Origin of the sequence: Azospira sp. APE16 (assembly GCF_047901315.1) — a bacterium.
In the GTDB taxonomy this organism is placed as follows: Bacteria; Pseudomonadota; Gammaproteobacteria; order Burkholderiales; family Rhodocyclaceae; genus Azospira; species Azospira oryzae.
In genome coordinates, this window is sequence record NZ_CP179682.1 from 1174040 (window position 1) to 1195834 (window position 21795).

General features: G+C 65.3%; 21 protein-coding genes. 20 read left to right on the forward strand and 1 reads right to left on the reverse strand.

Translation table 11 applies throughout. The features are described from left to right. The 11 genes from ACLSSQ_RS05795 to ACLSSQ_RS05845 all read left to right on the forward strand — a co-directional run bounded on the left by ACLSSQ_RS05795 (position 1) and on the right by ACLSSQ_RS05845 (position 9614). Positions 1–666 carry a pseudouridine synthase gene (locus ACLSSQ_RS05795; RefSeq protein ID WP_014238304.1) on the forward strand — a complete coding sequence of 222 codons (666 nt, stop codon included), beginning with the start codon at positions 1–3 and terminating at the stop codon, positions 664–666. Further along, positions 605–763 (forward strand): hypothetical protein, encoded by a 159-nt coding sequence (locus ACLSSQ_RS05800; RefSeq protein ID WP_416244040.1) that lies wholly within the window; start codon positions 605–607, stop codon positions 761–763. Before ACLSSQ_RS05795 ends, ACLSSQ_RS05800 begins: the two co-directional genes overlap by 62 nt. Positions 764–857: 94 nt before the next feature. Further along, on the forward strand, positions 858–1316 hold the full coding sequence (locus ACLSSQ_RS05805; protein WP_152089576.1) for a DUF192 domain-containing protein: 459 nt from the start codon (positions 858–860) through the stop codon (positions 1314–1316). Next, positions 1313–1858 carry a chorismate--pyruvate lyase family protein gene (locus tag ACLSSQ_RS05810; protein WP_130458912.1) on the forward strand — a complete coding sequence of 182 codons (546 nt, stop codon included), beginning with the start codon at positions 1313–1315 and terminating at the stop codon, positions 1856–1858. The genes ACLSSQ_RS05805 and ACLSSQ_RS05810 overlap by 4 nt, the downstream gene beginning before the upstream one ends. A gap of 57 nt (positions 1859–1915) precedes the next feature. After that, positions 1916–2494, forward strand: a complete 579-nt coding sequence (locus tag ACLSSQ_RS05815; protein WP_416244041.1) for an SRPBCC family protein — start codon at positions 1916–1918, stop codon at positions 2492–2494. 166 nt (positions 2495–2660) lie between these two features. Further along, a complete protein-coding gene (locus ACLSSQ_RS05820) occupies positions 2661–2972 on the forward strand; it encodes an STAS domain-containing protein (protein ID WP_130458910.1) in 312 nt (103 codons plus the stop codon). 64 nt (positions 2973–3036) lie between these two features. Beyond that, entirely contained in the window at positions 3037–4221 is a 1185-nt protein-coding gene (locus ACLSSQ_RS05825; protein WP_416244042.1) for a SpoIIE family protein phosphatase, read from the forward strand. A gap of 64 nt (positions 4222–4285) precedes the next feature. Then, a complete protein-coding gene (locus tag ACLSSQ_RS05830) occupies positions 4286–5671 on the forward strand; it encodes a sigma-54-dependent transcriptional regulator (protein WP_416244287.1) in 1386 nt (461 codons plus the stop codon). Further along, positions 5668–7797, forward strand: a complete 2130-nt coding sequence (locus tag ACLSSQ_RS05835) for a cache domain-containing protein (RefSeq protein WP_416244043.1) — start codon at positions 5668–5670, stop codon at positions 7795–7797. The genes ACLSSQ_RS05830 and ACLSSQ_RS05835 overlap by 4 nt, the downstream gene beginning before the upstream one ends. 574 nt (positions 7798–8371) lie before the next feature. Continuing rightward, positions 8372–9037 (forward strand): hypothetical protein, encoded by a 666-nt coding sequence (locus ACLSSQ_RS05840; RefSeq protein ID WP_416244044.1) that lies wholly within the window; start codon positions 8372–8374, stop codon positions 9035–9037. Between the two features lie 127 nt (positions 9038–9164). Next, positions 9165–9614: a hypothetical protein gene (locus ACLSSQ_RS05845; RefSeq protein WP_416244045.1), complete on the forward strand. Its 450-nt coding sequence runs from the start codon at positions 9165–9167 to the stop codon at positions 9612–9614. A 635-nt stretch (positions 9615–10249) separates the two neighbouring features. On the opposite strand, the gene fdhE is transcribed toward ACLSSQ_RS05845, so the two are convergent. After that, positions 10250–11119, reverse strand: a complete 870-nt coding sequence (gene fdhE, locus ACLSSQ_RS05850) for a formate dehydrogenase accessory protein FdhE (RefSeq protein ID WP_416244046.1) — start codon at positions 11117–11119, stop codon at positions 10250–10252. A 446-nt stretch (positions 11120–11565) separates the two neighbouring features. Between fdhE and fdnG the strand changes: the two genes are divergently transcribed. From fdnG to ACLSSQ_RS05895, 9 genes are all read left to right on the forward strand, one after another. Then, complete coding sequence (fdnG, locus tag ACLSSQ_RS05855; protein ID WP_130458899.1) at positions 11566–14619, forward strand: formate dehydrogenase-N subunit alpha; 3054 nt, start codon at positions 11566–11568, stop codon at positions 14617–14619. A gap of 13 nt (positions 14620–14632) precedes the next feature. Then, on the forward strand, positions 14633–15526 hold the full coding sequence (fdxH, locus tag ACLSSQ_RS05860) for a formate dehydrogenase subunit beta (protein ID WP_130458898.1): 894 nt from the start codon (positions 14633–14635) through the stop codon (positions 15524–15526). Further along, a complete protein-coding gene (locus ACLSSQ_RS05865; protein ID WP_416244047.1) occupies positions 15523–16143 on the forward strand; it encodes a formate dehydrogenase subunit gamma in 621 nt (206 codons plus the stop codon). Before fdxH ends, ACLSSQ_RS05865 begins: the two co-directional genes overlap by 4 nt. Positions 16144–16232: 89 nt before the next feature. After that, a complete protein-coding gene (gene fdhD, locus ACLSSQ_RS05870) occupies positions 16233–17186 on the forward strand; it encodes a formate dehydrogenase accessory sulfurtransferase FdhD (protein WP_416244048.1) in 954 nt (317 codons plus the stop codon). 13 nt (positions 17187–17199) lie between these two features. Next, positions 17200–18234 (forward strand): GTP 3',8-cyclase MoaA, encoded by a 1035-nt coding sequence (gene moaA, locus ACLSSQ_RS05875; protein ID WP_416244049.1) that lies wholly within the window; start codon positions 17200–17202, stop codon positions 18232–18234. Between the two features lie 234 nt (positions 18235–18468). Next, entirely contained in the window at positions 18469–19125 is a 657-nt protein-coding gene (locus ACLSSQ_RS05880) for a hypothetical protein (protein WP_416244050.1), read from the forward strand. A gap of 132 nt (positions 19126–19257) precedes the next feature. Beyond that, positions 19258–19962: a hypothetical protein gene (locus ACLSSQ_RS05885; RefSeq protein ID WP_416244051.1), complete on the forward strand. Its 705-nt coding sequence runs from the start codon at positions 19258–19260 to the stop codon at positions 19960–19962. A 252-nt stretch (positions 19963–20214) separates the two neighbouring features. Continuing rightward, complete coding sequence (locus ACLSSQ_RS05890) at positions 20215–20886, forward strand: dihydrodipicolinate reductase (RefSeq protein ID WP_416244052.1); 672 nt, start codon at positions 20215–20217, stop codon at positions 20884–20886. A gap of 237 nt (positions 20887–21123) precedes the next feature. Continuing rightward, positions 21124–21759, forward strand: coding sequence for a carbonic anhydrase (locus ACLSSQ_RS05895; protein WP_014238285.1), 636 nt, complete (start codon positions 21124–21126; stop codon positions 21757–21759). Positions 21760–21795: the final 36 nt, after the last annotated feature.

The window sequence follows — 21795 nt, forward strand, 5'->3', positions numbered from 1 at the left end:
ATGGCCCGCATCCTCCTTTTCAACAAGCCCTACGGCGTCCTCTCCCAATTCACCCCCGAAGGCCGCTGGCAGGGCCTCAAGGACTACCTGGAAATGCCCGGCGTCTATCCCGCCGGCCGCCTCGATGCGGACAGCGAAGGCCTGCTCCTGCTCACCGACGACGGCGTCCTGCAGGCCCGCATCGCCGATCCCCGCTACAAGCTGGAAAAGACCTACTGGGTGCAGGTGGAGGGCGTGCCGACGGAAGCCGCGCTGCAAGCCCTTCGCCAGGGGGTTGCCCTGAAGGATGGCGTCACCCGGCCGGCCCAGGCCAGGCTCATGGAAGAACCGCATGGATTGTGGCTGCGGGAGCCGCCCATCCGCTACCGGGCCGCCATCCCCACCAGCTGGATCGAACTGAAAATCCGTGAGGGCAAGAACCGCCAGGTCAGGCGGATGACAGCCAGCGTGGGCTACCCTACGCTCCGGCTCATCCGGGCCGCCATCGGCCGGGCTTCCGTGGAAGGCCTGGCCCCGGGAGAGTGGCGTCTGCTGCAGGGCGGTTTTGCCGACCTGGCGCCGGACGGCGCTCCCGGCCGAACCCCATCCCCTGACGGAGTTGCAAATGAAAAAAGCCCTACTGCTCGCCCTGACCCTGGCCTTCGCCCTCGGCACCGGCGTCGCTGAAGCCGCCACCCACGGCCACCATGCCAAGAAGGCGAGCCATGCCAAGCACGTCAAGCCTGCCAAGGCCGCCAAGCACCACGCCAAGCTCCACCACTAAGCCGCCGCGGCCGGTCCGGCAGGCTTGCGGCCTGCCCGGCCCGGCGCTGCGCAAAATAGGGCAGCCGCTGCCGGCTGGCCTATAATTCCGCCCCATGCATACCACCACCCTTTCCCGCTCCCTGGGCGCCGCCCTGGCCCTGGCAGCCGCTGCCTGGTGCGGCAGCGCCCTGGCCGAGATGGGCCGCCTGGAACTGACCGCCGGCTTCCACCGCATCGAGGCCGAAGTGGCCTACACCGATCCGGACCGCCAGCAGGGCCTGATGAACCGCCGCAGCATGGCGGCCAACCAGGGCATGCTGTTCGTCTTCCCCTTCCCGGCCCGCCACTGCATGTGGATGAAGAACACCCTGCTGCCCCTTTCCGTCGCCTTCCTCGATGAACAGGGCCGCATCATCAACATCCGCGACATGCAGCCCCAGACCGAGAACAGCCACTGCGCCGACAAGGACGCCCGCTTCGCCCTGGAGATGAACCAGGGCTGGTTCGCCCAGCGGGGCCTCAAGGCCGGCCTGACCCTGGGCGGCATCGAGCGCGCTCCCGCGCCGCGATGATCCCGGCCCGCGCCGCCTGGCGCCCGGCCCTGCTGCAACGCGGCCGGGCCCCGGCCCCGGCCCTGCGTCCCTGGCTGGAGGAACGGGGTTCCCTCACCGCCCGCATCCGCGCCCGCTGCGACCGTTTCCGCGTGCAATGCCTGCGCCAGTGCCTGGCCCCCATCGGCAGCGAAGAGGCGGCCTGCCTCGGCTTGCCCGCCGGCACCCGGGTCTGGATGCGGGAAGTGCTGCTGCTGGCGGACGAGGTGCCGGTGGTCTTTGCCCACACCGTCATGCCCTTGGCGCCGCGCCATCCCTTCGATCAGCGTTTTTTTGCCCTGGGCCAGCGTTCTCTGGGCAGCCTGCTCTTCTCCGACCCGCGCATCGCCCGGGGCCGCCTCGAATTCCGCGCCCTGGACCGGCGCCACCGCCTCTACCGCAGCGCCGAGGCCGCCCTCGGCCCCCAGCCCGGCTGGCTGTGGGCCCGCCGCTCCCGCTTCGGCCGCGGCGCCAAGGGGCTCCTGGTGAACGAGGTCTTCCTCCCCGCCGTGCTCTCCCTCTGAACATTCTTTTACACGGCCCGGTCAGACCCGGGTCAGGGCCCGGCGCAAGAATGGGCCATGGATTCCTGCCGCCGCCTCCTTCTGTGTGCCCTCTTCCTGCTGCCGCTGGCCCCCGGCCTGGTCCTCGCCGGCGCCAATGCCCCCGCCCGCATCGACGAAGATGAGATTCAGGTGCGCCGCCAGGGCGAGACGTGGACGGTGGAGGCGCAGTTCGTCGTGCCGGTGCCGCCGTCCGTCGCCTGGGAAGTGTTGACGGACTTCGACAACATGACCGCCATCCTCACCAATCTCAGCAGCAGCCGGGTGCTTTCCCGCCAGGGCCAGGTACTGCAGGTGGAGCAGAAGGGGAGGGCCCGCTTCGGTATTTTCTCCTTCGCCTTCGAGTCCCTGCGGGAGATCACCCTGACGCCCCGGCGGCGCATCCAGGCACGCGGCCTGGCCGGTAATACCAGGCAATTCGAGAGCGACATGGTGCTGGCGCCCCTGGACGGCGGCACCCGTTTTTCCTACCGGGTGGCGATGGTTCCCGACTTCTGGCTGCCCTCCCTGCTGGGGCCGTCCCTGCTGCAGCACGAGCTGGCCGAGCAGTTCAACGCCATGGCGGCGGAGATGGAAAAGCGGTTTGCCGTACGTTGATGGCAGGGGCTTGACGGGCGCCTGCCGGCGGTAGCCTAATGATCCTCCGGCCCGCGCCATATAACGCTGAGAGACATTTCCAGGGAGGCACTGGGTCGGGTGAGTGGCTCAATCTTGCCCGGAGGCCGGCCCCGCCTGCCTCCCGGGAGTTTCAGAGGGATAAGAAATGGACAACCAAGCTGAAATCCGCCAGCAGGATGGCGAGTGTTCCCTGGTCCTGGAGGGCCGCCTGGATTACTCCAACACCGTCAATTTCCACAGCCGCTGCAACAGCCTGATCGCCATGCCGGAAGCCAGCCGGGTCATCCTCGACTGCGGCAAGCTGACCTACATCGACAGTTCGGGCATCGGCGCCCTCATGGTCATCAACGACCGCGTCACCCGGGAAGGCAAGTCCCTGGAGCTGCATAACTGCAGCAGCGACGTCAAGAAAGTCCTCAAGCTGGTCAATCTGCACAAGGTGCTCAAGCTGGTCTGACGCCGCCATGGCGGGCTCCGGCCCGCCGGCGACCGTTCCGATCCGGAGTGGCTGGAGGGCTTCCGTGTCCCATGCGTCCGACCAGGGCAGCCCCGGGCTGCCCGCCGGCAGCGGGTGTCCGTGGCGGACGCCCCGGCGCCCCATCGTCCTCATCGTGGACGACGCCCGGGAAAACGTCGAAGTGCTGGCCGACTGCCTGCAGTTCGAATACGACCTGCGCTTCGCCTACAACGGTCCGGAAGCCCTGGCCTGCGCCGTGGACGAGCCGCCGCCGGACCTGATCCTGCTCGACGTCATGATGCCGGGCATGGACGGCTACGAGGTGCTGGACCGGCTCAAGTCCGATCCGGCCACCGCCGCCATTCCCGTGGTCTTCGTCACCGCCATGACCGCCATCCGCGACGAGGTCCGGGGCCTGGCCCTGGGGGCCGTGGATTTCATCGGCCGCCCGGTCAGCCCCTCCATCGTGCGCGCCCGCATCCGCAGCCATGTGGCCCTGGCCGAGGCACGGCGCCAGCTGGCGGAGCAGAACCAGTGGCTGATGCACGAGCGCTGCCTGGCCGAGGACATCCTCACCCGGCTGCGGGAGACCGAGACCTTCGATCCCCACAAGCTGCGCTACGTCCTTTCCTCGGTGGACCGCAGCAACGGCGACATGCTGCTCTCCGCCATGACCCCGGACCGGCGCCAGTGGGTGCTGGTGGGCGACATCTCCGGCCACGGCCCCGCCTCCGCCGTGGTGGCGCCCCTGCTGGGCCACGTCTTCTATTCCCAGGCGGCGGAGAACGGCGATGCCGAGGCCCTGCTGATCGAACTCAACCGGGTCATGTTTCAGCGCCTGCCGCTGCAGATGTTCATGGCCTTCGCCCTGGTGGAGGTGAATGCCGCCCGGGACCGGCTGCGGGTGTGGAACGGCGGCATGCCCGGCTGCTTCAACCGCAGCGGCCGGGGCAAGCTGACCCTGGTGGGCTCGGCCTACTATCCCCTCGGCCTGCAGCCCAACCTGGGGGAGACGGAAGCGCCGACGGAACTGGTGTTCCATCCCCGGGACCGCTTCTACCTGTTCACCGATGGCTTTTGCGAGTGCGAGGACGAGAACGGCAAGGCCTTCGGCGAGGAGGCCATCTTCGCCCTCCTGGCGGAGCCGGGGCCGCGCCGCTCGGTGCAGGGCATCTGGCTGGCGGCGGCCCGCTACCACGGCAGCGACCAGTTCCGCGACGACCTGACCCTGGTGGAACTGCGTCCCTGAGGGCCGGGCGGGGCGCCGGCGGGGCTTATAATTGGCCCTTTCCGCGCCCATTCCCTTCTTCGCCATGGCCTTCATTCCCGAAACCCCCGGGTCCGAATCCCCCGATCCCGCCGACCGCCCCGCCGAACCGACGGTGCTGGTGGTGGACGACGAGGAGGGCATGCGCAGCTTCCTCTCCCGCACCCTGGCCCTGCGCGGTTGGCAGGTGGAGGCGGCGGCCAGCGCCGAGGAGGGGGCGGCCCAGCTGGCCGGGCGCCACTTCGACCTGATCATCCTGGACATCGCCCTGCCCGGAAAATCCGGCCTGGAATGGCTGAAGGACCTGAAGGCCGCCGGTTTCGCCGGCGACGTCATCCTCATCACTGCCTTCGCCGACATGGAAACGGCCATCGACGCCCTGCGCGCCGGCGCCTCCGACTTCGTCCTCAAGCCTTTCCGCGTGGACCAGATCGTCAATTCCATCAACCGCTGCTTCGAGCGGGCCCGCCTGGCCCGGGAGAACTTCGTCCTGCGCCGCCAGCTGGAAGAGCGGGGCGGCGCCCGGGACGAGATCGTCGGCCACTCCGACAGCATCGCCCGCCTGCGGGCCCTGGTGCGGCGGGTGGCGCCGACCCCCTCGACGGTGCTGATCCAGGGCGAATCCGGCGTCGGCAAGGAACTGGTGGCCCGGGCCCTGCACCAGCTCTCGCCCCGGGCCTCCCGGCCCTTCGTCGCGGTGAACTGCGCCGCCATTTCCGCCGACCTCATCGAATCCGAACTCTTCGGCCACGTGAAGGGCGCCTTCACCGGCGCCAAGGAGGCCCGCAACGGCCTCTTCTACTACGCCCACGGCGGCACCCTGTTCCTCGACGAAATCGGCGAGTTCCCCCTGGCCCTGCAGTCCAAGCTGCTGCGGGTGCTGGAGGAACGCAAGATCCGCCCCGTCGGTACCGAGCACGAGGTGCCGGTGGATGTGCGGGTGGTGGCCGCCACCAACCGGGACCTGAAGCAGGAGGTGGCCCAGTGCCGCTTCCGCCAGGACCTTTTCTACCGCCTGGAAGTGATGACCCTCACAGTACCGCCCCTGCGCCAGCGCGCCGAGGACGTGCCCGAGCTGGCGGCCCTGTTCATGGACAACCTGTGCGTCCAGCTCGGCGTGGCGCCCCTGCTCATCACCCCCGAGGTGGCCCACGCCCTCTCGGCCTACGCCTGGCCCGGCAACGTGCGGGAGTTGCGCAACTTCGTCGAGCGCTCCCTGCTCTTCGGTGAATTCCCCCTGGACTCCCTGGGTAGCGACGGCGCCGCCATGGAGCCGGCGGCAGCGCCCCCCTCCCTGCTTCTGGCCGAGGTGGAAAAGCGCCACATCCTGGCGGTGCTGGCCCAGAGCAACGGCAGCAAGGCCCGGGCGGCGGACCTCCTGGGCGTCTCCCGCAAGACCCTGGACCGCAAGTGCGCCGAGTGGGGGGTATGAGCGGCCGCCTGGGCGCCTGGCTGCGCCATCCCGGCCGGCGCCTGGAAGAATTGCAGGCCTCCTTCGCCGGCTCGGTGCGGCTCAAGCTGCTGGCCCTGGTGCTGGCGCCCCTGCTGCTGGGGGTGCCGGTGCTGCTGCTCATCGTCTGGATATGGGGCACCCAGGGCTACAACCAGCTGCTGGTGAACAAGGTCAGCTCCGACCTGGTCACCGCCCGCCAGTTCTTCGACCGGGTGCAGAGCGGCGTCAGCCTCAACCTGGAAGGCTTCTCCTCCTCCCACCGCCTGCTGCAGGCCCTGCAGCGGGGCGCTCCCGACGACATGGACCTGCTGCTGCAGGAAGCGGCCCTGGCCCAGGGCCTGGACTATCTGGTGCTGCTCGATTCCCGCGGCCGGGTGCGGGCCGGCGGCCGCGGCCCGGTGGACCGCAGCGCCTGGGACGTGGTCCAGTCCGCCCTGCAGGGGCGGGGCCAGCACGGCCTGGAAGTGTTCGCCCCGGAGCAGCTCGACGAACTGGCGCCCGCCCTGCGCCAGCGGGCCCACCTGGACCTGCTGCCCACCCGCAATGCCTCCCCCGACCCGCGCCGGGCCGAAGACCGGGGCCTGGTGATCCAGGCCGCGGTGCCGGTGCTGGGCAGCGAGGGCCAGATGCTGGGGGTGCTGGAAGGGGGCGTCCTGCTCAACGGCAACCTGGGCATCGTGGACCGCATCAACACCATCGTCTATCAGCAGGCCTCCCTGCCCCTGGGCAGCCAGGGCACCGCCACCCTGTTCCTCGGCGACACCCGCATCGCCACCAACGTGCGCCTCTTCGAAGGCCGGCGCGCCCTCGGCACCCGGGTCTCCCAGGCCGTACGCGACAAGGTGCTGGGCCGGGGCGAAGTGTGGCTCGGCTCCGCCTTCGTGGTGGACGACACCTACGTCTCCGGCTACGAGCCCCTGCTCAACCTGCGCGGCGAGCGGGTCGGCATGCTCTACGTGGGCTTTCTCGAAGCCCCCCTGCAGACCGCCCTGCACGGCGCCCTGGCCGGTCTCTTCCTGCTCTTCCTGCTGGTTTCCGGCCTGGGCACCCTGGCCGCCCTGCGCTGGGCCCAGACCATCTTCCGCCCCATCGAGCGCATGAACCGGGTCATGGCCCGCATCGAAGCCGGCGAAGAGACCGCCCGGGTCGGCCCCAGCGCCAGCAAGGACGAACTGGGCCGCCTCTCCCGGGCCTTCGACCACCTGCTCGATTCCCTCTCCGCCCGCCGCCTGGAACTGCAGCGTTCCGCCGACGAACTGGACCGCAAGGTGGCCGAGCGCACCGCCGCCCTGGAAGAGGCCAACGCCACCCTGCGCCGGGCCCAGCAGCAGCTGGTGATGAACGAAAAGCTCACCGCCATCGGCGAACTCACCGCCGGCGTCGCCCATGAGATCAACAACCCGGTGGCCGTGATCCAGGGCAACCTGGAACTGCTGCGGGACGTGCTGGGGGAGCAGGCCGAGCCGGTGCGGGGCGAGATCCGCCTGATCGACGAACAGACCCAGCGCATCCGCGCCATCGTCACCCGCCTGCTGCAATTCGCCCGCCCCGGTGACTTCGCCGGCTATGCCGAAGCCACGGACGTGAACGGCGTGGTGGCCGACTGCCTGGTGCTGACCCGGCACAATCTGAACAAGGCCGGGGTCAAGGTGGAGACCCGGCTCGAGGCCGGCTGCAATGTGGAAATGAACCGGGGCGAACTGCAGCAGGTGCTGATCAACCTGATGATGAACGCCATGCAGGCCATGCCCCAGGGCGGCACCCTGAGCGTGGAAAGCCGGGACATCGGCCCCGACGACGCCATCCCCGGCGAAGCCTCCTTCCCCGGCGCCCTGCTGCGGGTGCGGGACACGGGCCACGGCATCGCCCCGGCCGACCTGGACCGCATCTTCGATCCTTTCTTCACCACCAAGAAGCAGGAGGGCACGGGGCTGGGGCTGTCCATCTCCTACGCCATCATCCAGCGCTACGGCGGGCGCATCTCGGTGGAGAGCGCACCGGGGGAGCACACCACTTTCACCCTGTGGCTACGCCGGGAGGCGCAATACACGGAACAGCCGTCGGCGCCGGTGTTTGCGGCGCGGTTTATGAAGGCGGGGGAGTAAGGTTAAAGGGCGGTTGCAACCGCCCTTTGTTTTTGGTTGCTGTGCTGGGGTGGTGCTTCGGGCGTGGGTTGTTGATTTTGCGGCTGTGTTCCGCGCCTGACGCGCGGGTTACTTATTCTTGTCTCGCCAAGAATAAGTAACCAACAAGAAGGCGACCCTCAACCCCGGCCCTGCGGGCTTCCCTGCGCTGCTCAGTCGGTCGGGGCGGCTGCGGAACTCGCCCCCTGCGGGGGCTCAGACAGTCCTCGCCGACCCCCCCCGCCCGCCTTGCGCTGCTCGGCGGGGGTGGAAGGGGATGAAAACCCGGCGGCATGGCGAAGGTGATCGCACCGGTTTGGAGGGGGTGACTCAGTTGCTTGGGATATGCTATTGGCAACTTTTGGTTGCGGTGTGGGTGTGCCGACGGTAACTTTGAGGCTGTCCGGTTTCACGGATTTTTAGTGGGGCCAGTAAACGGAAGGTTTGCTGAATCCCTTGCAGGACAATCGATTCGGCTGTCCGGTGTTCCAGGATGTTGGGCAGTCCCGTTTTTATTGGACACTTTTGTCGTCTACTACTAGTTAGCGATCCAATCATGATGCTCGACTTCTTGAACGGTTACCAAAAATCCGTGAGCTTGGATGACGAAAAATTCCGGGCTTTCTTTACAGCCGGGGTCAAGAAATCAGATTTTTTATTGTTTGAAGATTCGACCGTATGCGAATTTAAAGAGATAGAGAATTTCGATGTTGTTAATAGAGTCGAAAAGATTGCCAACAAAGGCATAGCATCTGGACCGAATTCCGAACGAGATTTTTACAGAAGGATAAATTCAGTTCTTAGCAAGGCTAACCAGCAGATTAAGGAAACGAAGAATGCATTGGGAAAACCTGACGCTCTAGGCTTGGTTATGATCGAAAATCTAATACCAACCAATTTGTCTGTGTTAGCGCTTATTGGCGCGGCTGACAGAAAGATGGCGAACGGACTTGAATTCGTTGACGCGGTGCTGTGCCTAGATTTTGCGAACACGTTCACTGATGAAAACGGCTCGCAAATTCAGCCCGCACAACTCGTTACTCGAGCCACAGATAGATCTGAAAAACTCTACCGCTTGGTTGGCGAACTGTTGGATGAGTTTTCCAAAACTAGAAACACGACTCTTCACCGTGATTTCGACATTTCAAACGCCGATCAAAATTGGGTCGTCGACTCCAGTGGGCGTTACAAGAATTTTAAAGCAACTCTTAACAAGAGATAGCGATGAATTTTGATGCCACCCAGATCGCTAACCCGGCAGTCGAGAGGGACGGCCACAAGCTGCGCTTGTGGTTCCCTCCGCTTCGCTCCGGCCGCCCCTCACTTCTACGTTAGCCGTCCAAATCTCCATGGCACTCACTCCCGTTATCAAAGAGGTTGCGCTCAAGAAGCAGTACCCGTTCATGTACGAGCACTTTGTGCTTGCTACACAAACCGACCTCTACCTGTTCTTGGAGAAGAACGGCCCGACGGTTGAAGCGATTCGCTTCGGCTTTGCCGTTGCCAAGTATGGACATCCAAACGATGAAGTCCGTGGCGGCCATCCCCTGTTCAAGCACGGCCTTGGCTTTTACGGCCTCTACGAAGTCACGAATTCCCCTTGGATCGACGAAGTAAAAATCTCCAACAGAGTCCATCCGCAGCATAGCGATTCGCTGTTCGACCGCGATAGGCATTTCATCGCCTGCTTCAAAGATGTCACGCTAGAAGTAATTTGCACTGAAATGGAAGAAGTTCAGCTCGCCGAGATAGAAATATTGGCAATTGTCACTACGGAGCTTCAATATCTTGAGGCATAGGCTCTGTTGCCGGCCGCAGACGGCTAACCTGCCGGTCGAGAGGGACCGCCGAGAAGCTACGCTTCTCTGTTCCCTACACGGCTTCGCCGCTCCGGCGGCCCCTCATGTCAATCGTTGAACATCTGCTTGCCCCTGGCGATTTCCGCTTTGGGTCGATGGCTGAACTCGGAGAGCGCCAATCTCCGCCCTGTGCGGCGCCGAGCAACGGAGGTTCCGGCGGGAAAAGGGCGAGCACTGTTTGAGGGCCTTTAGGCCCGAGTTGCGCAGCCCCCGCCGGAAGCGAGTAGCGCAGGGGACCCCGCGTAGAGGGGCGCCAAACCGGGCTCGCTTTCTTGTTGGTTACTTATTCTTGGCGAGACAAGAATAAGTAACCCGCGCGTCAGGCGCGGAACACAGCGGTAACTAAACCCACCACGCCTGAAGACTCAGACACCCCTTGCGCCTGAAGACTCAGCTCAGACATCCCGCCTCCGAGGAATCACACCCGGCTGCGCCTCGAGGAACAGTCCGCCATACCCAGGCGAACAATCACAACTACCCACCTCGCTACACCCCAATAAAGACGGCCCTCCCGGCAATGGCATCGCCGGGAGGGCCGTCTTTATTGCTTCTCCGGCATGTGCCGGAGCGGGGGCTTATTCGCCCAGCAGCAGGAAGGGGTTGATGCCGATGCGCTGGTAGCCTTCCTCGCTCACCAGGATGTCCAGGGCCAGGGTGGCCATGTCGTCGGCGATGGGGTCCAGGCCGGGGGCCTTCTCTGCCAGCAGCAGCTTCAGATAGTTGTGGCAGGTGTCGCAGGCTTCGGCCCGGGCGCCGTCTTCCCGTTCGTCGAGGGCGCGGTAGCTGACTTCCTTGCCTTCGCCGCAGGCGACGCAGGTGGCGCGGACGTGGTGCCAGGCGGTGTGACAGAGGCCGCAGTGCAGGTAGCGCAGGCCGCCGGATTCGTTGCCGACGTGGATGACGCCGGCCACCGGGGCGCTGCCGCAGACGGGGCAGCTGTGGGCGGTGGCGGGGACGGCGACGCTGGCGGCGTCCAGGCCGGCGGCGTGGCGGGTCCAGGCCACTTGCAGGGCGGCCATGACGAAGGGGGCGAGGATCATGTCGTCTGCTTCCATGGTGCCGCCGACGATGCGCTCGGCCAGGGCGCTGAGGCTGGCGGCATCGGCCTGCTGCAGGGCGGCCAGGGTGGGGCGGGCCGGTTCGGGCACCTGGTCCTGGAGCAGGGCCAGCAGGGCCTGCAGGTCGCCCTGCCATTGCTGTTCCGGCGAGGCGCCGGGGGTGAGGCCGGGGGCGGCGTCGATGCGTTGTTGCTGGGCGTCGCTGAGGGTGGCGACGAAGCCGAGCCAGTCGCCCAGGCTGTGGCCTTCGGCCAGCTGGCGCAGGCGGGCAGCCCGGGTCTTGAAGACGCTGGCGGCGGGCAGGCGCACGGGGGAGGGGGACTGGCCGGGCACCAGGCCGGCGGCGGCCATGGCGGCGGCGGTGTCGTCGTGGGCGGAGAGGGTCATGTGGGTGGGTCTCTTCAGTGGGCGGTGAGGGCCGGATTGGGCCCGGGCTGGCGGGCCATCGGCGCAGGGTTGCAAGAATTGTGCACGGGATTGTGCCCGGAAGCGGCGCCGGGCGCGAATGGCGGGGCGGCGGAACGGCGCGGCGCCAGGGCCGTGGCGGGGTCCGGCGCCGATGGCGGCGGCCGATTTTCGGCCCTGCTGCGGGGGCGGGGCAGGGCCTTTCTGCTGCGCTGCAGCGGGACATTCTGTCCGGTCGGCGAGGGACAGAATGTCCCGTTTTCGATTGCGGCGAAGCACAAAACCCTTGTGGCGAAGCGGTTTTGGCGGGTGGCACGGAAAGTGCGAAATGTTCCCCGAGCCGTGGGCGGCGATGGTCCGGCGGAAGGTCAGGCGACTTCTGCACGGGCGGCCCGGAGCACGGCAATTCCGCTTTCAAGGGAGGATTCATGCAAGTCACACGACGGCAGTTCTTCAAGGTTTCGGCGGCGGGTCTTTCCGCCTCCAGCCTGGTGGCCCTGGGCTTCTCGCCCGCCACCGCCCTGGCCGAGGTACGTCAGTACAAGCTGACCCGGGCCAAGGAAATCCGCAACACCTGTACCTACTGTTCGGTGGGCTGCGGCCTGCTCATGTACAGCCTGGGCGACGGCGCCAAGAACGCCAAGCAGGAGATCATCCACATCGAGGGTGACCCGGATCACCCGGTCAGCCGCGGCTCCCTGTGTCCCAAGGGCGCGGGCCTGCTGGACTTCATCCACAGCCCCAACCGCCTCAAGTACCCGGAAGTGCGGGAAGCGGGCAGCAAGGAATGGAAGCGCATCTCCTGGCACGAGGCCGTGGAGCGCATCGCCAAGCACATGAAGGCCGACCGGGACGCCAACTTCGTCGCCAAGAACGCCGACGGCGTGACGGTGAACCGCTGGCTGTCCACCGCCATGCTGACCGCCTCCGCCTCCTCCAACGAAACCGGCATCCTGACCCAGAAGTTCATGCGCTCCCTGGGCATCGTCGGTACCGACGCCCAGGCCCGGGTCTGCCACGGCCCCACGGTGGCCGCCCTGGCCGCCACCTTCGGCCGCGGCGCCATGACCAACACCTGGGTGGACATCAAGAACGCCGACTTCATCCTGATCATGGGCGGCAACCCGGCCGAGGCCCACCCGGTGGGCTTCAAGTGGGCCATCGAGGCGAAGAAGAAGGGCGCCAAGCTGATCGTGGTGGACCCGCGCTTCAACCGCTCCGCCGCCGTCGCCGACGAATTCGTGCCGATCCGCGCCGGTTCCGACATCGCCTTCCTGGGCGGCATCATCAACTGGCTGGTGAGCAACGACAAGATCCAGTGGGACTACGTCAAGTCCTTCACCAACGCCAGCTTCATCGTCAATGAAGGCTTCACCTTCGACGAGGGCCTCTTCTCCGGCTACGACGAGGCCAAGGGCAAGTACGACCGGGGCTCCTGGAGCTACGAGCTGGACGCCAAGGGCCAGGCCAAGACCGACCCGACCCTGCAGCACCCGCGCTGCGTGTGGAACCTGATGAAGGCCCACTACGCCCGCTACACGCCGGAAGTGGTCTCCGACCTCACCGGCAGCCCCAAGGAAGGCTTCCTCTCCGTCTGCAAGCATCTGGGCGAGACCTGCGTGCCGACCAAGGTCGGCACCATCCTCTACGCCCTGGGCTGGACCCAGCACACCGTGGGCGCCCAGAACATCCGCACCATGGCCATGATCCAGCTGCTGCTGGGCAACATCGGCATGCCCGGCGGCGGCGTGAACGCCTTGCGCGGCCACTCCAACATCCAGGGCCTGTCCGACCTGGGTCTGCTGTCCACCAGCCTGCCCGGCTACCTGACCCTGCCCAGCGAGAAGGCCCATCCGACCTTCGCCGACTACCTGGAGAAGACCACGCCCAAGGCCCTGCAGCCGGGCCAGCTGAACTACTGGGGCAACACCCCCAAGTTCTTCGTCAGCCTGATGAAGTGGTTCTGGGGCGACAAGGCCACCAAGGACAACAACTGGGGCTACGACTGGCTGCCCAAGTGGGACAAGATGTACGACGTGCTGCAGGTGATGGACCTGATGCACCAGGGCAAGATCAACGGCTTCATCGTGCAGGGCTTCAACCCCCTGACCTCCTTCCCGGACGCGAAAAAGACCGCCGCCGACTTCGCCAAGCTGAAGTACATGGTGATCATCGACCCCATCGCCACCGAGACCTCCACCTTCTGGCAGAACCAGGGCGAGCTGAACGACGTGGACCCGGCCAGCATCCAGACCGAGGTGTTCCGCCTGCCCTCCACCTGCTTCGCGGAAGAGGACGGCGCCATCGTCAATTCCTCCCGCTGGCTGCAGTGGCACTGGAAGGGCGCCGACGCCCCGGGCGAGGCCAAGACCGACCAGGAGATCATCGCCGAGCTGTTCATGGCCCTGAAGAAGCTGTACCAGGAGCAGGGCGGCGCCGTGCCCGAGCCCATCCTCAATCTCTCCTGGCCCTACAAGAACCCCTACGATCCGACTCCGGAAGAGCTGGCCAAGGAACTCAACGGCCGCGCCCTGGCGGACATTCCCGATCCGAAGAACCCGGGCCAGTTCCTGGTGAAGAAGGGCGAGCAGATTCCCGGCTTCGCCGTGCTGCAGGACGACGGCTCCACCATGTCCGCCTGCTGGATCTTCGCCGGCTGCTGGACCCAGGCCGGCAACCAGATGGCCCGCCGCGACAACACCGACACGGGCCTGGGCAACACCCCGGGCTGGGCCTGGGCCTGGCCGGCCAACCGCCGCATCATCTACAACCGGGCCTCCTGCGACGCCGCCGGCAAGCCCTGGGACCCGAAGCGCAAGCTGATCGCCTGGAACGGAGAGAAGTGGGCCGGCGCCGACGTGCCCGACTTCAAGGTGGATGCGGCCCCGGATTCGGGCATGAACCCCTTCATCATGAATCCGGAAGGCGTGGGCCGCCTGTTCGCCACCGACAAGCTGGTGGACGGCCCCTTCCCCGAGCACTACGAACCCATGGAAAGCCCCCTCGGCACCAATCCCCTGCATCCCAAGGTGGTGACCAGCCCGGCGGTGCGCATTTTCAAGGCGGACAAGGAGCGCCTCGGCACCCACAAGGAATTCCCCTACGTGGGCACCACCTACCGCCTCACCGAGCACTTCCAGTTCTGGACCAAGAGCGTGCGCCTCAGCGCCATCGCCCAGCCGGAGCAGTTCGTCGAGGTGGGCGAGGCCCTGGCCGCCGAGAAGGGCATCAAGGCCGGGGACTGGGTCAAGGTCAGTTCCAAGCGCGGCTACATCAAGGCCAAGGCCGTGGTGACCAAGCGCATCAAGGCCCTGACGGTGAACAAGCAGACCGTGCACCAGGTCGGCATTCCCCTGCACTGGGGTTGGGAGACGGTGGCCAAGAAGGGCTTCCTCTCCAACACCCTGCCCCCCGCCGTGGGCGACTGCAACACGCAGACGCCGGAATACAAGGCCTTCCTTGTGAACATTGAAAAGGCTTGAGGAGCAAGAACACATGGCTCTGCAATCTCTCGACATCCTGCGCCGCTCGGCCAGTCCGACGGCGGCCCCCCAGGCCCGCAATCCCCTGGAAGTGGCCAAACTCATCGACGTTTCCGTCTGCATCGGCTGCAAGGCCTGCCAGGTGGCCTGTTCCGAATGGAACGAGCTGCGTGACGACGTGGGCAGCTGCGTCGGCGTCTACGACAACCCCACCGACCTCTCGGCCCAGGCCTGGACGGTGATGCGCTTCAACGAGGTGGAGCAGCCCGACGTCAGCGGCGGCAAGCTGGAATGGCTGATCCGCAAGGACGGCTGCATGCACTGCGCCGACCCGGGCTGCCTCAAGGCCTGCCCCTCCCCCGGCGCCATCATCCAGTACAAGAACGGCATCGTCGATTTCCACCAGGAAAACTGCATCGGCTGCGGCTACTGCGTTTCCGGCTGCCCCTTCAACGTGCCCCGCATCAACCCAAAGGACAACAAGGCCTACAAGTGCAACCTGTGTTCCGACCGGGTGGCCGTGGGGCAGGAGCCGGCCTGCGTCAAGACCTGCCCCACCGGCGCCATCCAGTTCGGCTCCAAGGAGGACATGCAGGAAGTGGCGGCCAAGCGCGTCACCGACCTCAAGTCCCGGGGCTACGACAACGCCGGCCTCTACGATCCGCAAGGGGTGGGCGGCACCCACGTGATGTACGTGCTGCACCACGCCGACAAGCCCGAGCTGTACAACAACCTGCCCAAGGACCCGGCCATCAGCACCACGGTCAGCCTGTGGAAGGGGCTGCTCAAGCCCGTCGCCACCCTGGGCATCGCCGCCGCCGGCCTGTTCGGCTTCTTCCACTACATCACCGTGGGCCCCAACCGGGCCGAGGACGAACACGAGGCTGAAGAAGAGGTGACCAAATGAAAGAGCAACTGATCCAGCGTTACAACGCCGCCGAGCGCATCAACCACTGGGTGGTGGCGGTGTGCTTCATCCTGCTGGCCATCTCCGGTCTGGCCTTCTTCTACCCGGCCTTCTTCTGGCTCACCGGCGTTTTCGGCACGCCCCAGCTGGCCCGCATCGTGCACCCCTTCGTCGGGGTGGTGATGTTCCTCGCCTTCGCCCGCCAGTTCTTCCGCTACTGGCACCACAACCTCGTCACCAGCGAGGACGTGAAGTGGATGAAGTCGGTGAAGGAGGTGATGAAGGGCAACGAGGTGGGCGACATCGGCCGCTACAACGGCGGCCAGAAGGGCATGTTCTGGGTGATGGTGGGCTGCATGGCCCTGCTGCTCATCTCCGGCGTCATCGCCTGGCGTCCCTACTTCGCCCTGTACTTCCCCATTCCCCTGATCCGGGTGGCCCTGCTGGTGCATGCTGCCAGCGCCCTGGTGCTGATCGCCAGCATCATCGTGCACGTCTATGCCGCCCTCTGGGTGCAGGGCACCATCCGCGCCATGGTGGAAGGGGTGGTCACCCACGCCTGGGCGCGCAAGCACCATCCCAAGTGGTTCCGGGAAATGACCGGCAAGGAATCCTGATCCCCTGATTCCCTGACGTTGCGGCCGGGGGCGGCGCTTGCAGCCTCCGGCCCTTGCAGCCTCATCTTTGCAGTACAGGACACACGACCATGGCCAGCGAATCCCTGCACCTTCTCCACGGCACCCAGTTCGACGACGAGCTGGAAGGCCCCGAACACGCCACCGTCTGCCGCACCACGGTGCTGCGCCTCAATGGCGGCGAGGCCGAGACCTGCGACGACCACGTGGTGGAAGAGGTGCCCGTGGCCCTGGTCTTCAACGGCATCTCCCACGCGGTGATGCTGGCCACGCCGGACAACCTGGAAGACATGGCCCTGGGCTTCGCCCTCACTGAAGGCATCCTGGAGTCGCCGTCCGAGCTGTACGGCGTCGAGGTGGTCTCCGGCTGCCAGGGTCTGGAAGTGCATCTGGAAATTTCCTCCCGCCGCTTCGTCGCCCTGAAGGAGCGCCGCCGCAACCTGGCCGGCCGCACCGGCTGCGGCCTCTGCGGCGTCGAGAGCCTGGACGCCGTGGCCCGGCCCTACAAGCCCCTGCAGCGGGGCCTGCTGCTGCCCGTGGCCGCCGTGGCCCGGGCCCTGGACCAGCTGCCCGACTGGCAGCAGCTGCACCGCATCACCGGCGCCGTCCATGGCGCCGCCTGGGTGGACAACCTGGGCAACATCCGCACCCTGCGCGAGGACGTGGGCCGCCACAACGCCCTCGACAAGCTGGTGGGCTGGCTGGCCAAGAGCCGCATCGACCCCGCCGCCGGCTTCGTCCTCACCTCCAGCCGGGCCAGCTACGAGATGGTGCAGAAATGCGCCGCCGCCGGCATCGGCTGCCTCGTCGCCATCTCCGCCCCCACCGGCCTGGCGGTGCGCCTGGCCGAAGAAAGCGGCATCACCCTGGCCGGTTTCGCCCGGGGTTCCCGCCTGGTCATCTACAGCCATCCGGAATACCTGGCCGCCGAAGGCGTGGCTGCGACCCGCCCCCTGGGCCAATCCCAGGGCAGTGCCAGCCAGGAGCCGCTGCCGCCGCGCTCCGGCGGCCGCACCCTGATGTAAGGCCCGCCCGGCAATGATTTCAGAGCAGGCGCCTCCTAGCGCCCCGCTGCACCTGCCCCCTGGCGGCCTGGTGGACCGCTTCGGCCGCCGCATCACCTACCTGCGCCTCTCCATCACCGACCGCTGCGACTTCCGCTGCACCTACTGCATGGCGGAAGAGATGACCTTCCTGCCCCACGGCGCCGTCTTGAGCCTGGAAGAAGCCCTGCGCCTGGTGCGCATCTTCGTCTCCCTCGGCGTGACCAAGGTGCGCATCACCGGCGGCGAGCCCCTGGTGCGGCGCAACGCCCTCTGGCTGCTGCAGGAAATCGGCAGGCTGCCAGGCCTGAAGGAACTGGTGCTCACCACCAACGGTTCCCAGCTCGCCCGCCACGCCGCAGACCTGCGCCGGGCCGGCGTCAGCCGCCTCAACATCAGCCTGGACACCCTGCGCCCCGAGCGCTTCCGCGCCATCACCCGCATCGGCGACCTGACCAAGGTGCTGGACGGGGTGGAAGCGGCCCTGGCCGCCGGCTTCTCCCGCATCCGCCTCAATGCCGTGATGCAGCAGGGCGTGAACGACGACGAACTGGGCGACCTGCTGGCCTACGCCGTGGCCCGCAACATCGACCTGGCCCTGATTGAGGAAATGCCCCTCGGCGACACCGGCCACGACCGCAGCGCCACCTATCTTTCCAGCGATGCCGCCCGGGCCCGCCTGGCCGAGCGCTTCGAGCTGATCCCCACCCTGGAGAACAGCGGCGGCCCTGCCCGCTACTGGCGGGTCGGCGGCAGCGACAGCCGGGTCGGCTTCATCTCCCCCCATTCCCACAACTTCTGCGACACCTGCAACCGGGTGCGCATCAGCGCCCAGGGCACCCTCTACCCCTGCCTCGGCGACGACGGCGCCATTCCCCTCCTGCCCCTCCTGCGCGCCCATCCCCAGGACGACGCCCCCCTCGGCGCCGCCATCGCCACCGGCATGGGCCTCAAAGCCCAGGGCCACGACTTCACCGCCGCCATGGCCACCCCGAAGATCGTGCGCTTCATGTCGAGTACGGGCGGCTGAAGGGTTCCATTAGGTTGTTCTGCGGGTGATGGCTGGGGTAACCATGAGCGGACGGAGCTAAGTCGTTAGTTAGATACGAATGTATAATGCCATTGGCACGTTTTGAGGGGCTTCAGGGCTTGGCTAGATACTATGTATCAGACACCAACTTCTCGTATCCGGAGACCCAAATGAAAGCTATTGGTTAATTGATGTCCGCTTGACGTTAGACCGCGAAATTCGCTTGGTAGCTATATGACGCCCTCCGCAAAATTCAATGCATTACTCGCAAGTGTTACGGTGACGATTATGTTTGTTCTGGTCGCCTACGTCGCACCAGAAGCAACTTCTCTGAGTGGTGTCATTCCATTTGCTCTTTCTTTTGCGGCGCTAATTAGCTCTGCCGGTCTCTATCGACTACTGTCCATTGCAATCCGTTGGCTTATGGAGCGATGGGACTGGCTTCACGGGGTGATTCTGGGACCGCACTACGTACATGGCACATGGATCGGTTGGTTCGACGGTCATTCAAACGAACGCCGCTACATGGTTGAGCATTTTGTTCAAAACTTGGACGGATTTGTTATCACCGGCCGTTCCTACACCGGGAAGAAAAAGGAGCATGGCTACTGGGAGAGTGAATCAACAATGCTCGACGTAAGGAAAGGAAGATTGGTTTTTACATACAAGTTTGACGTTCTCACCCAGACAAGTTCTCTTACCGGGATTCACTCATCACTATTTGAACGGCTGTCAGCTCGTCACGCCCCTACCGGGTACTCTGGTCTGGCACACGATCTAAACGATCATGTCCGAATTGCAGTGCACTCCCAGAAAATGTCCAGCAAATTGGTTCCTTGGGCTGAGGCACTTATAGAGGCAGAAAAGCGCTTTGGAGCAAGTTCGGTCTAACACATCGCGCAACAGGCTCTCCATCGCATCCTTGCCTACAGGCCTCTATTCGTACTGGTCGTTCGGTGTCATGCGTCTCGGACGGGTTTGCTTCAACGTTAGGGCTTGTTCGAACATTCGGAGCTATTCGCCATGATTGATCTCGGCACAACTGACTTCTTTATTGGCGTACCGAGCATGCCTCGAAACCAATTCAGAAAGTATTCCACTCGTCTATTCGACGAATGGGAAGAGCACGTCAGCCGAAATCTTGAACTCCCGGATTACTCTCTTGCACTTGAGGTTGAAGAGGGCTCCGTTAAAGGAGTTGGAAGAATAGTGGCTGCTCTCGGCGCGCTCTATTTGGGTATCGGGAACTATGGGGACTTTATTCAAGGCATTCAAACCATCCGCAGCCAAGTCAGTTCCGTTGGAGACTACTTGGCAGAGCAAGCCGGCGGTCCATTTAAGGCTAGTGGTTGTGAAACAAAGATTCGAAAACGTAGCGGCTCTTTAGGCCAGTTGCAAAGCTTGTTCGCGAAGGTTCAGCGGAGAGAAATGACAACTGAAGAGGCCATGCTACAGGCTGAGGCTCTTTTCGGTGATGAAGCTGCTGACGCTCCGGGATTTATGTCTGATCTACAGCGCTCCATTGAGCGGACACCGTTGTTCCATCAGCAGTTACCATTGTTGCCGTCCGCTATGGAACAAGGCATGGGATTCAGCACCCTAGAAAAGAAGCGAAAGTCCCGATCGCCACCGTCCCTGCCAGTTGTACCTCCGCCACAGCATCTTCGTGTTGAGGTGTGGCGTGATTCGAAGCACGGGCAAAGGAAGGTTCGTGTTATTCAGCTCTAGCCACTAGAGCCCTAACCCTACGGTTGAGGTTGCTTACACGCAAATTTTCGCGAATTCCTCAACTCCCTGCTCGTGACCGTCACTGTTTCTATTGGCTGCTTTGGCTTTGGGTCAATAGAAAAAACGGAAAAAGCACCCAACAGTATCAGTGTCTTTTCTGTTTCTGAACGCGAGCCTTTGAGGGAGCCGCTGACCGAAGCTGGTTATCGGTGCTTCGTTATAATCACGGTTCTCTCTTCCTCCCGCCTTCCCATGCAAGTCGTCATCGTCGGTACCGGCAAGCTCGCCAGTGAGCTCCTCGCTTCCCATCAGTTGGGCCATCCCTTTCAGGTCGTGCCTTGGGGCCGGCAGGCCGGGGGCGAACCGGTCATCGTCGTCCATGCCGGTTCGGGGCGGGAGCTGGAGGCGGTGGCGGCTTTCTGCTGCGCCACGGCGTCGCCCCTGATTGAGCTTTCCACCGGCTCCGCCCTGGAGCGGGAGGCGCCGGAGTTCCCGGTGCTGCTGTGCCCCAACACCAATATCCTGATGCTCAAGTTCATGGCCATGCTGGAGGCCAGCGGCCATTTCTTCCGCGGCTACGAGATGGAACTGGTGGAGTCCCACCAGGCGAGCAAAAGCTCGGTGCCGGGGACGGCGGTGAATCTGGCGGCCTCCGTCGGCCTGGGGCCGGAGGCGATCCGCTCGGTGCGGGACCCCCGGGTGCAGCGGGAGGAACTGGGCATTCCCGAGGCTGACCTGCCGCGCCATGCCTTCCACCGCCTCAGCATCAGCGACGGGGCCTGCAGCCTGCGCCTGGAAACCCGGGTCCAGGGGGAGGCGCCCTACGCCGCCGGGGTGTCGCGCATCGTCGAGGCGGTGCATGGCAAGGCCCTGGAAAAGCGCCTCTACCCGATCATGGAATTCATCACCCGGGGCTGGCTGTAGTGCCAGCCACCCGGGCGGGGCGGCGGAGCCGACTGGCCTGAACTCCCCGTCGGGCGGCGCGGTCGAAGCGCCGCCGTTATCGCTGCCGCCAACATTGCCGGAGGCGTCGGGCCCGGCGCCGGCAGGCGCTCCGCCGACGGGCCGGGCAGCGGGCCTGCGGCCCCTGCCTTGTTCCTCCGGCGGCATGGGGGATAATGGCGGCGGTCCCACATTCCCTCAGTTCATGGGTGCTTCCAAGTGCAAAAGATCATTGATGGTTTTCTCAAGTTCCAGAAAGAGGTCTTCCCGGCCCGTTCGGAACTGTTCCGCCATCTGGCCGACGGCCAGAGTCCCAAGGTGCTCTTCGTCACCTGCTCCGACAGCCGGGTGGTGCCCGAGCTGCTGACCCAGCAGGAACCGGGCGATCTTTTCGTCATCCGCAACGCGGGCAACATCGTGCCCTCCTACGGGCCCGAGCCCGGCGGCGTTTCCGCCACCGTGGAATACGCCGTCTCCGTGCTCAAGGTGACCGACGTGGTCATCTGCGGCCACTCCAACTGTGGCGCCATGGCGGCCATCTCCAGCTGCCAGTGCCTCGACCACCTGCCGGCCGTGGCCCACTGGCTGCGCTATGCGGATGCGGCCAAGGCCATCATCTCCGCCCGGGAATACGCCACGCCCCGGGAGCGGGCCGACGACCTGGTGCGGGAGAACGTCATTGCCCAGCTGGCCAACATCCGCACCCATCCGGCGGTGGCCCTGGCCCTGGCCCAGCGCAAGTTGAACCTGCACGGGTGGATCTACGACATCGAGAACGGTGCCATCGACGCCCTCGACGGCCGCACCATGTCCTTCGTCTCCCTCTCCGACAATCCCGAGGTCAATGCCACCTGAGACCGGCCCTCGGCAGGGAGCGAAAAAGGCGCCCGC

What these genes read in the sequence shown, in the direction of transcription:
- ACLSSQ_RS05795 (WP_014238304.1), top strand. Translation starts at nt 1, where the DNA reads ATGGCCCGCATCCTCCTTTTCAACAAGCCCTACGGCGTCCTCTCCCAA.
- ACLSSQ_RS05800 (WP_416244040.1), top strand. Translation starts at nt 605, where the DNA reads ATGAAAAAAGCCCTACTGCTCGCCCTGACCCTGGCCTTCGCCCTCGGC.
- ACLSSQ_RS05805 (WP_152089576.1), top strand. Translation starts at nt 858, where the DNA reads ATGCATACCACCACCCTTTCCCGCTCCCTGGGCGCCGCCCTGGCCCTG.
- ACLSSQ_RS05810 (WP_130458912.1), top strand. Translation starts at nt 1,313, where the DNA reads ATGATCCCGGCCCGCGCCGCCTGGCGCCCGGCCCTGCTGCAACGCGGC.
- ACLSSQ_RS05815 (WP_416244041.1), top strand. Translation starts at nt 1,916, where the DNA reads ATGGATTCCTGCCGCCGCCTCCTTCTGTGTGCCCTCTTCCTGCTGCCG.
- ACLSSQ_RS05820 (WP_130458910.1), top strand. Translation starts at nt 2,661, where the DNA reads ATGGACAACCAAGCTGAAATCCGCCAGCAGGATGGCGAGTGTTCCCTG.
- ACLSSQ_RS05830 (WP_416244287.1), top strand. Translation starts at nt 4,286, where the DNA reads ATGGCCTTCATTCCCGAAACCCCCGGGTCCGAATCCCCCGATCCCGCC.
- ACLSSQ_RS05835 (WP_416244043.1), top strand. Translation starts at nt 5,668, where the DNA reads ATGAGCGGCCGCCTGGGCGCCTGGCTGCGCCATCCCGGCCGGCGCCTG.
- ACLSSQ_RS05840 (WP_416244044.1), top strand. Translation starts at nt 8,372, where the DNA reads ATGATGCTCGACTTCTTGAACGGTTACCAAAAATCCGTGAGCTTGGAT.
- ACLSSQ_RS05845 (WP_416244045.1), top strand. Translation starts at nt 9,165, where the DNA reads ATGGCACTCACTCCCGTTATCAAAGAGGTTGCGCTCAAGAAGCAGTAC.
- fdhE (WP_416244046.1), bottom strand. Translation starts at nt 11,119, where the DNA reads ATGACCCTCTCCGCCCACGACGACACCGCCGCCGCCATGGCCGCCGCC.
- fdnG (WP_130458899.1), top strand. Translation starts at nt 11,566, where the DNA reads ATGCAAGTCACACGACGGCAGTTCTTCAAGGTTTCGGCGGCGGGTCTT.
- fdxH (WP_130458898.1), top strand. Translation starts at nt 14,633, where the DNA reads ATGGCTCTGCAATCTCTCGACATCCTGCGCCGCTCGGCCAGTCCGACG.
- ACLSSQ_RS05865 (WP_416244047.1), top strand. Translation starts at nt 15,523, where the DNA reads ATGAAAGAGCAACTGATCCAGCGTTACAACGCCGCCGAGCGCATCAAC.
- fdhD (WP_416244048.1), top strand. Translation starts at nt 16,233, where the DNA reads ATGGCCAGCGAATCCCTGCACCTTCTCCACGGCACCCAGTTCGACGAC.
- moaA (WP_416244049.1), top strand. Translation starts at nt 17,200, where the DNA reads ATGATTTCAGAGCAGGCGCCTCCTAGCGCCCCGCTGCACCTGCCCCCT.
- ACLSSQ_RS05880 (WP_416244050.1), top strand. Translation starts at nt 18,469, where the DNA reads ATGACGCCCTCCGCAAAATTCAATGCATTACTCGCAAGTGTTACGGTG.
- ACLSSQ_RS05885 (WP_416244051.1), top strand. Translation starts at nt 19,258, where the DNA reads ATGATTGATCTCGGCACAACTGACTTCTTTATTGGCGTACCGAGCATG.
- ACLSSQ_RS05890 (WP_416244052.1), top strand. Translation starts at nt 20,215, where the DNA reads ATGCAAGTCGTCATCGTCGGTACCGGCAAGCTCGCCAGTGAGCTCCTC.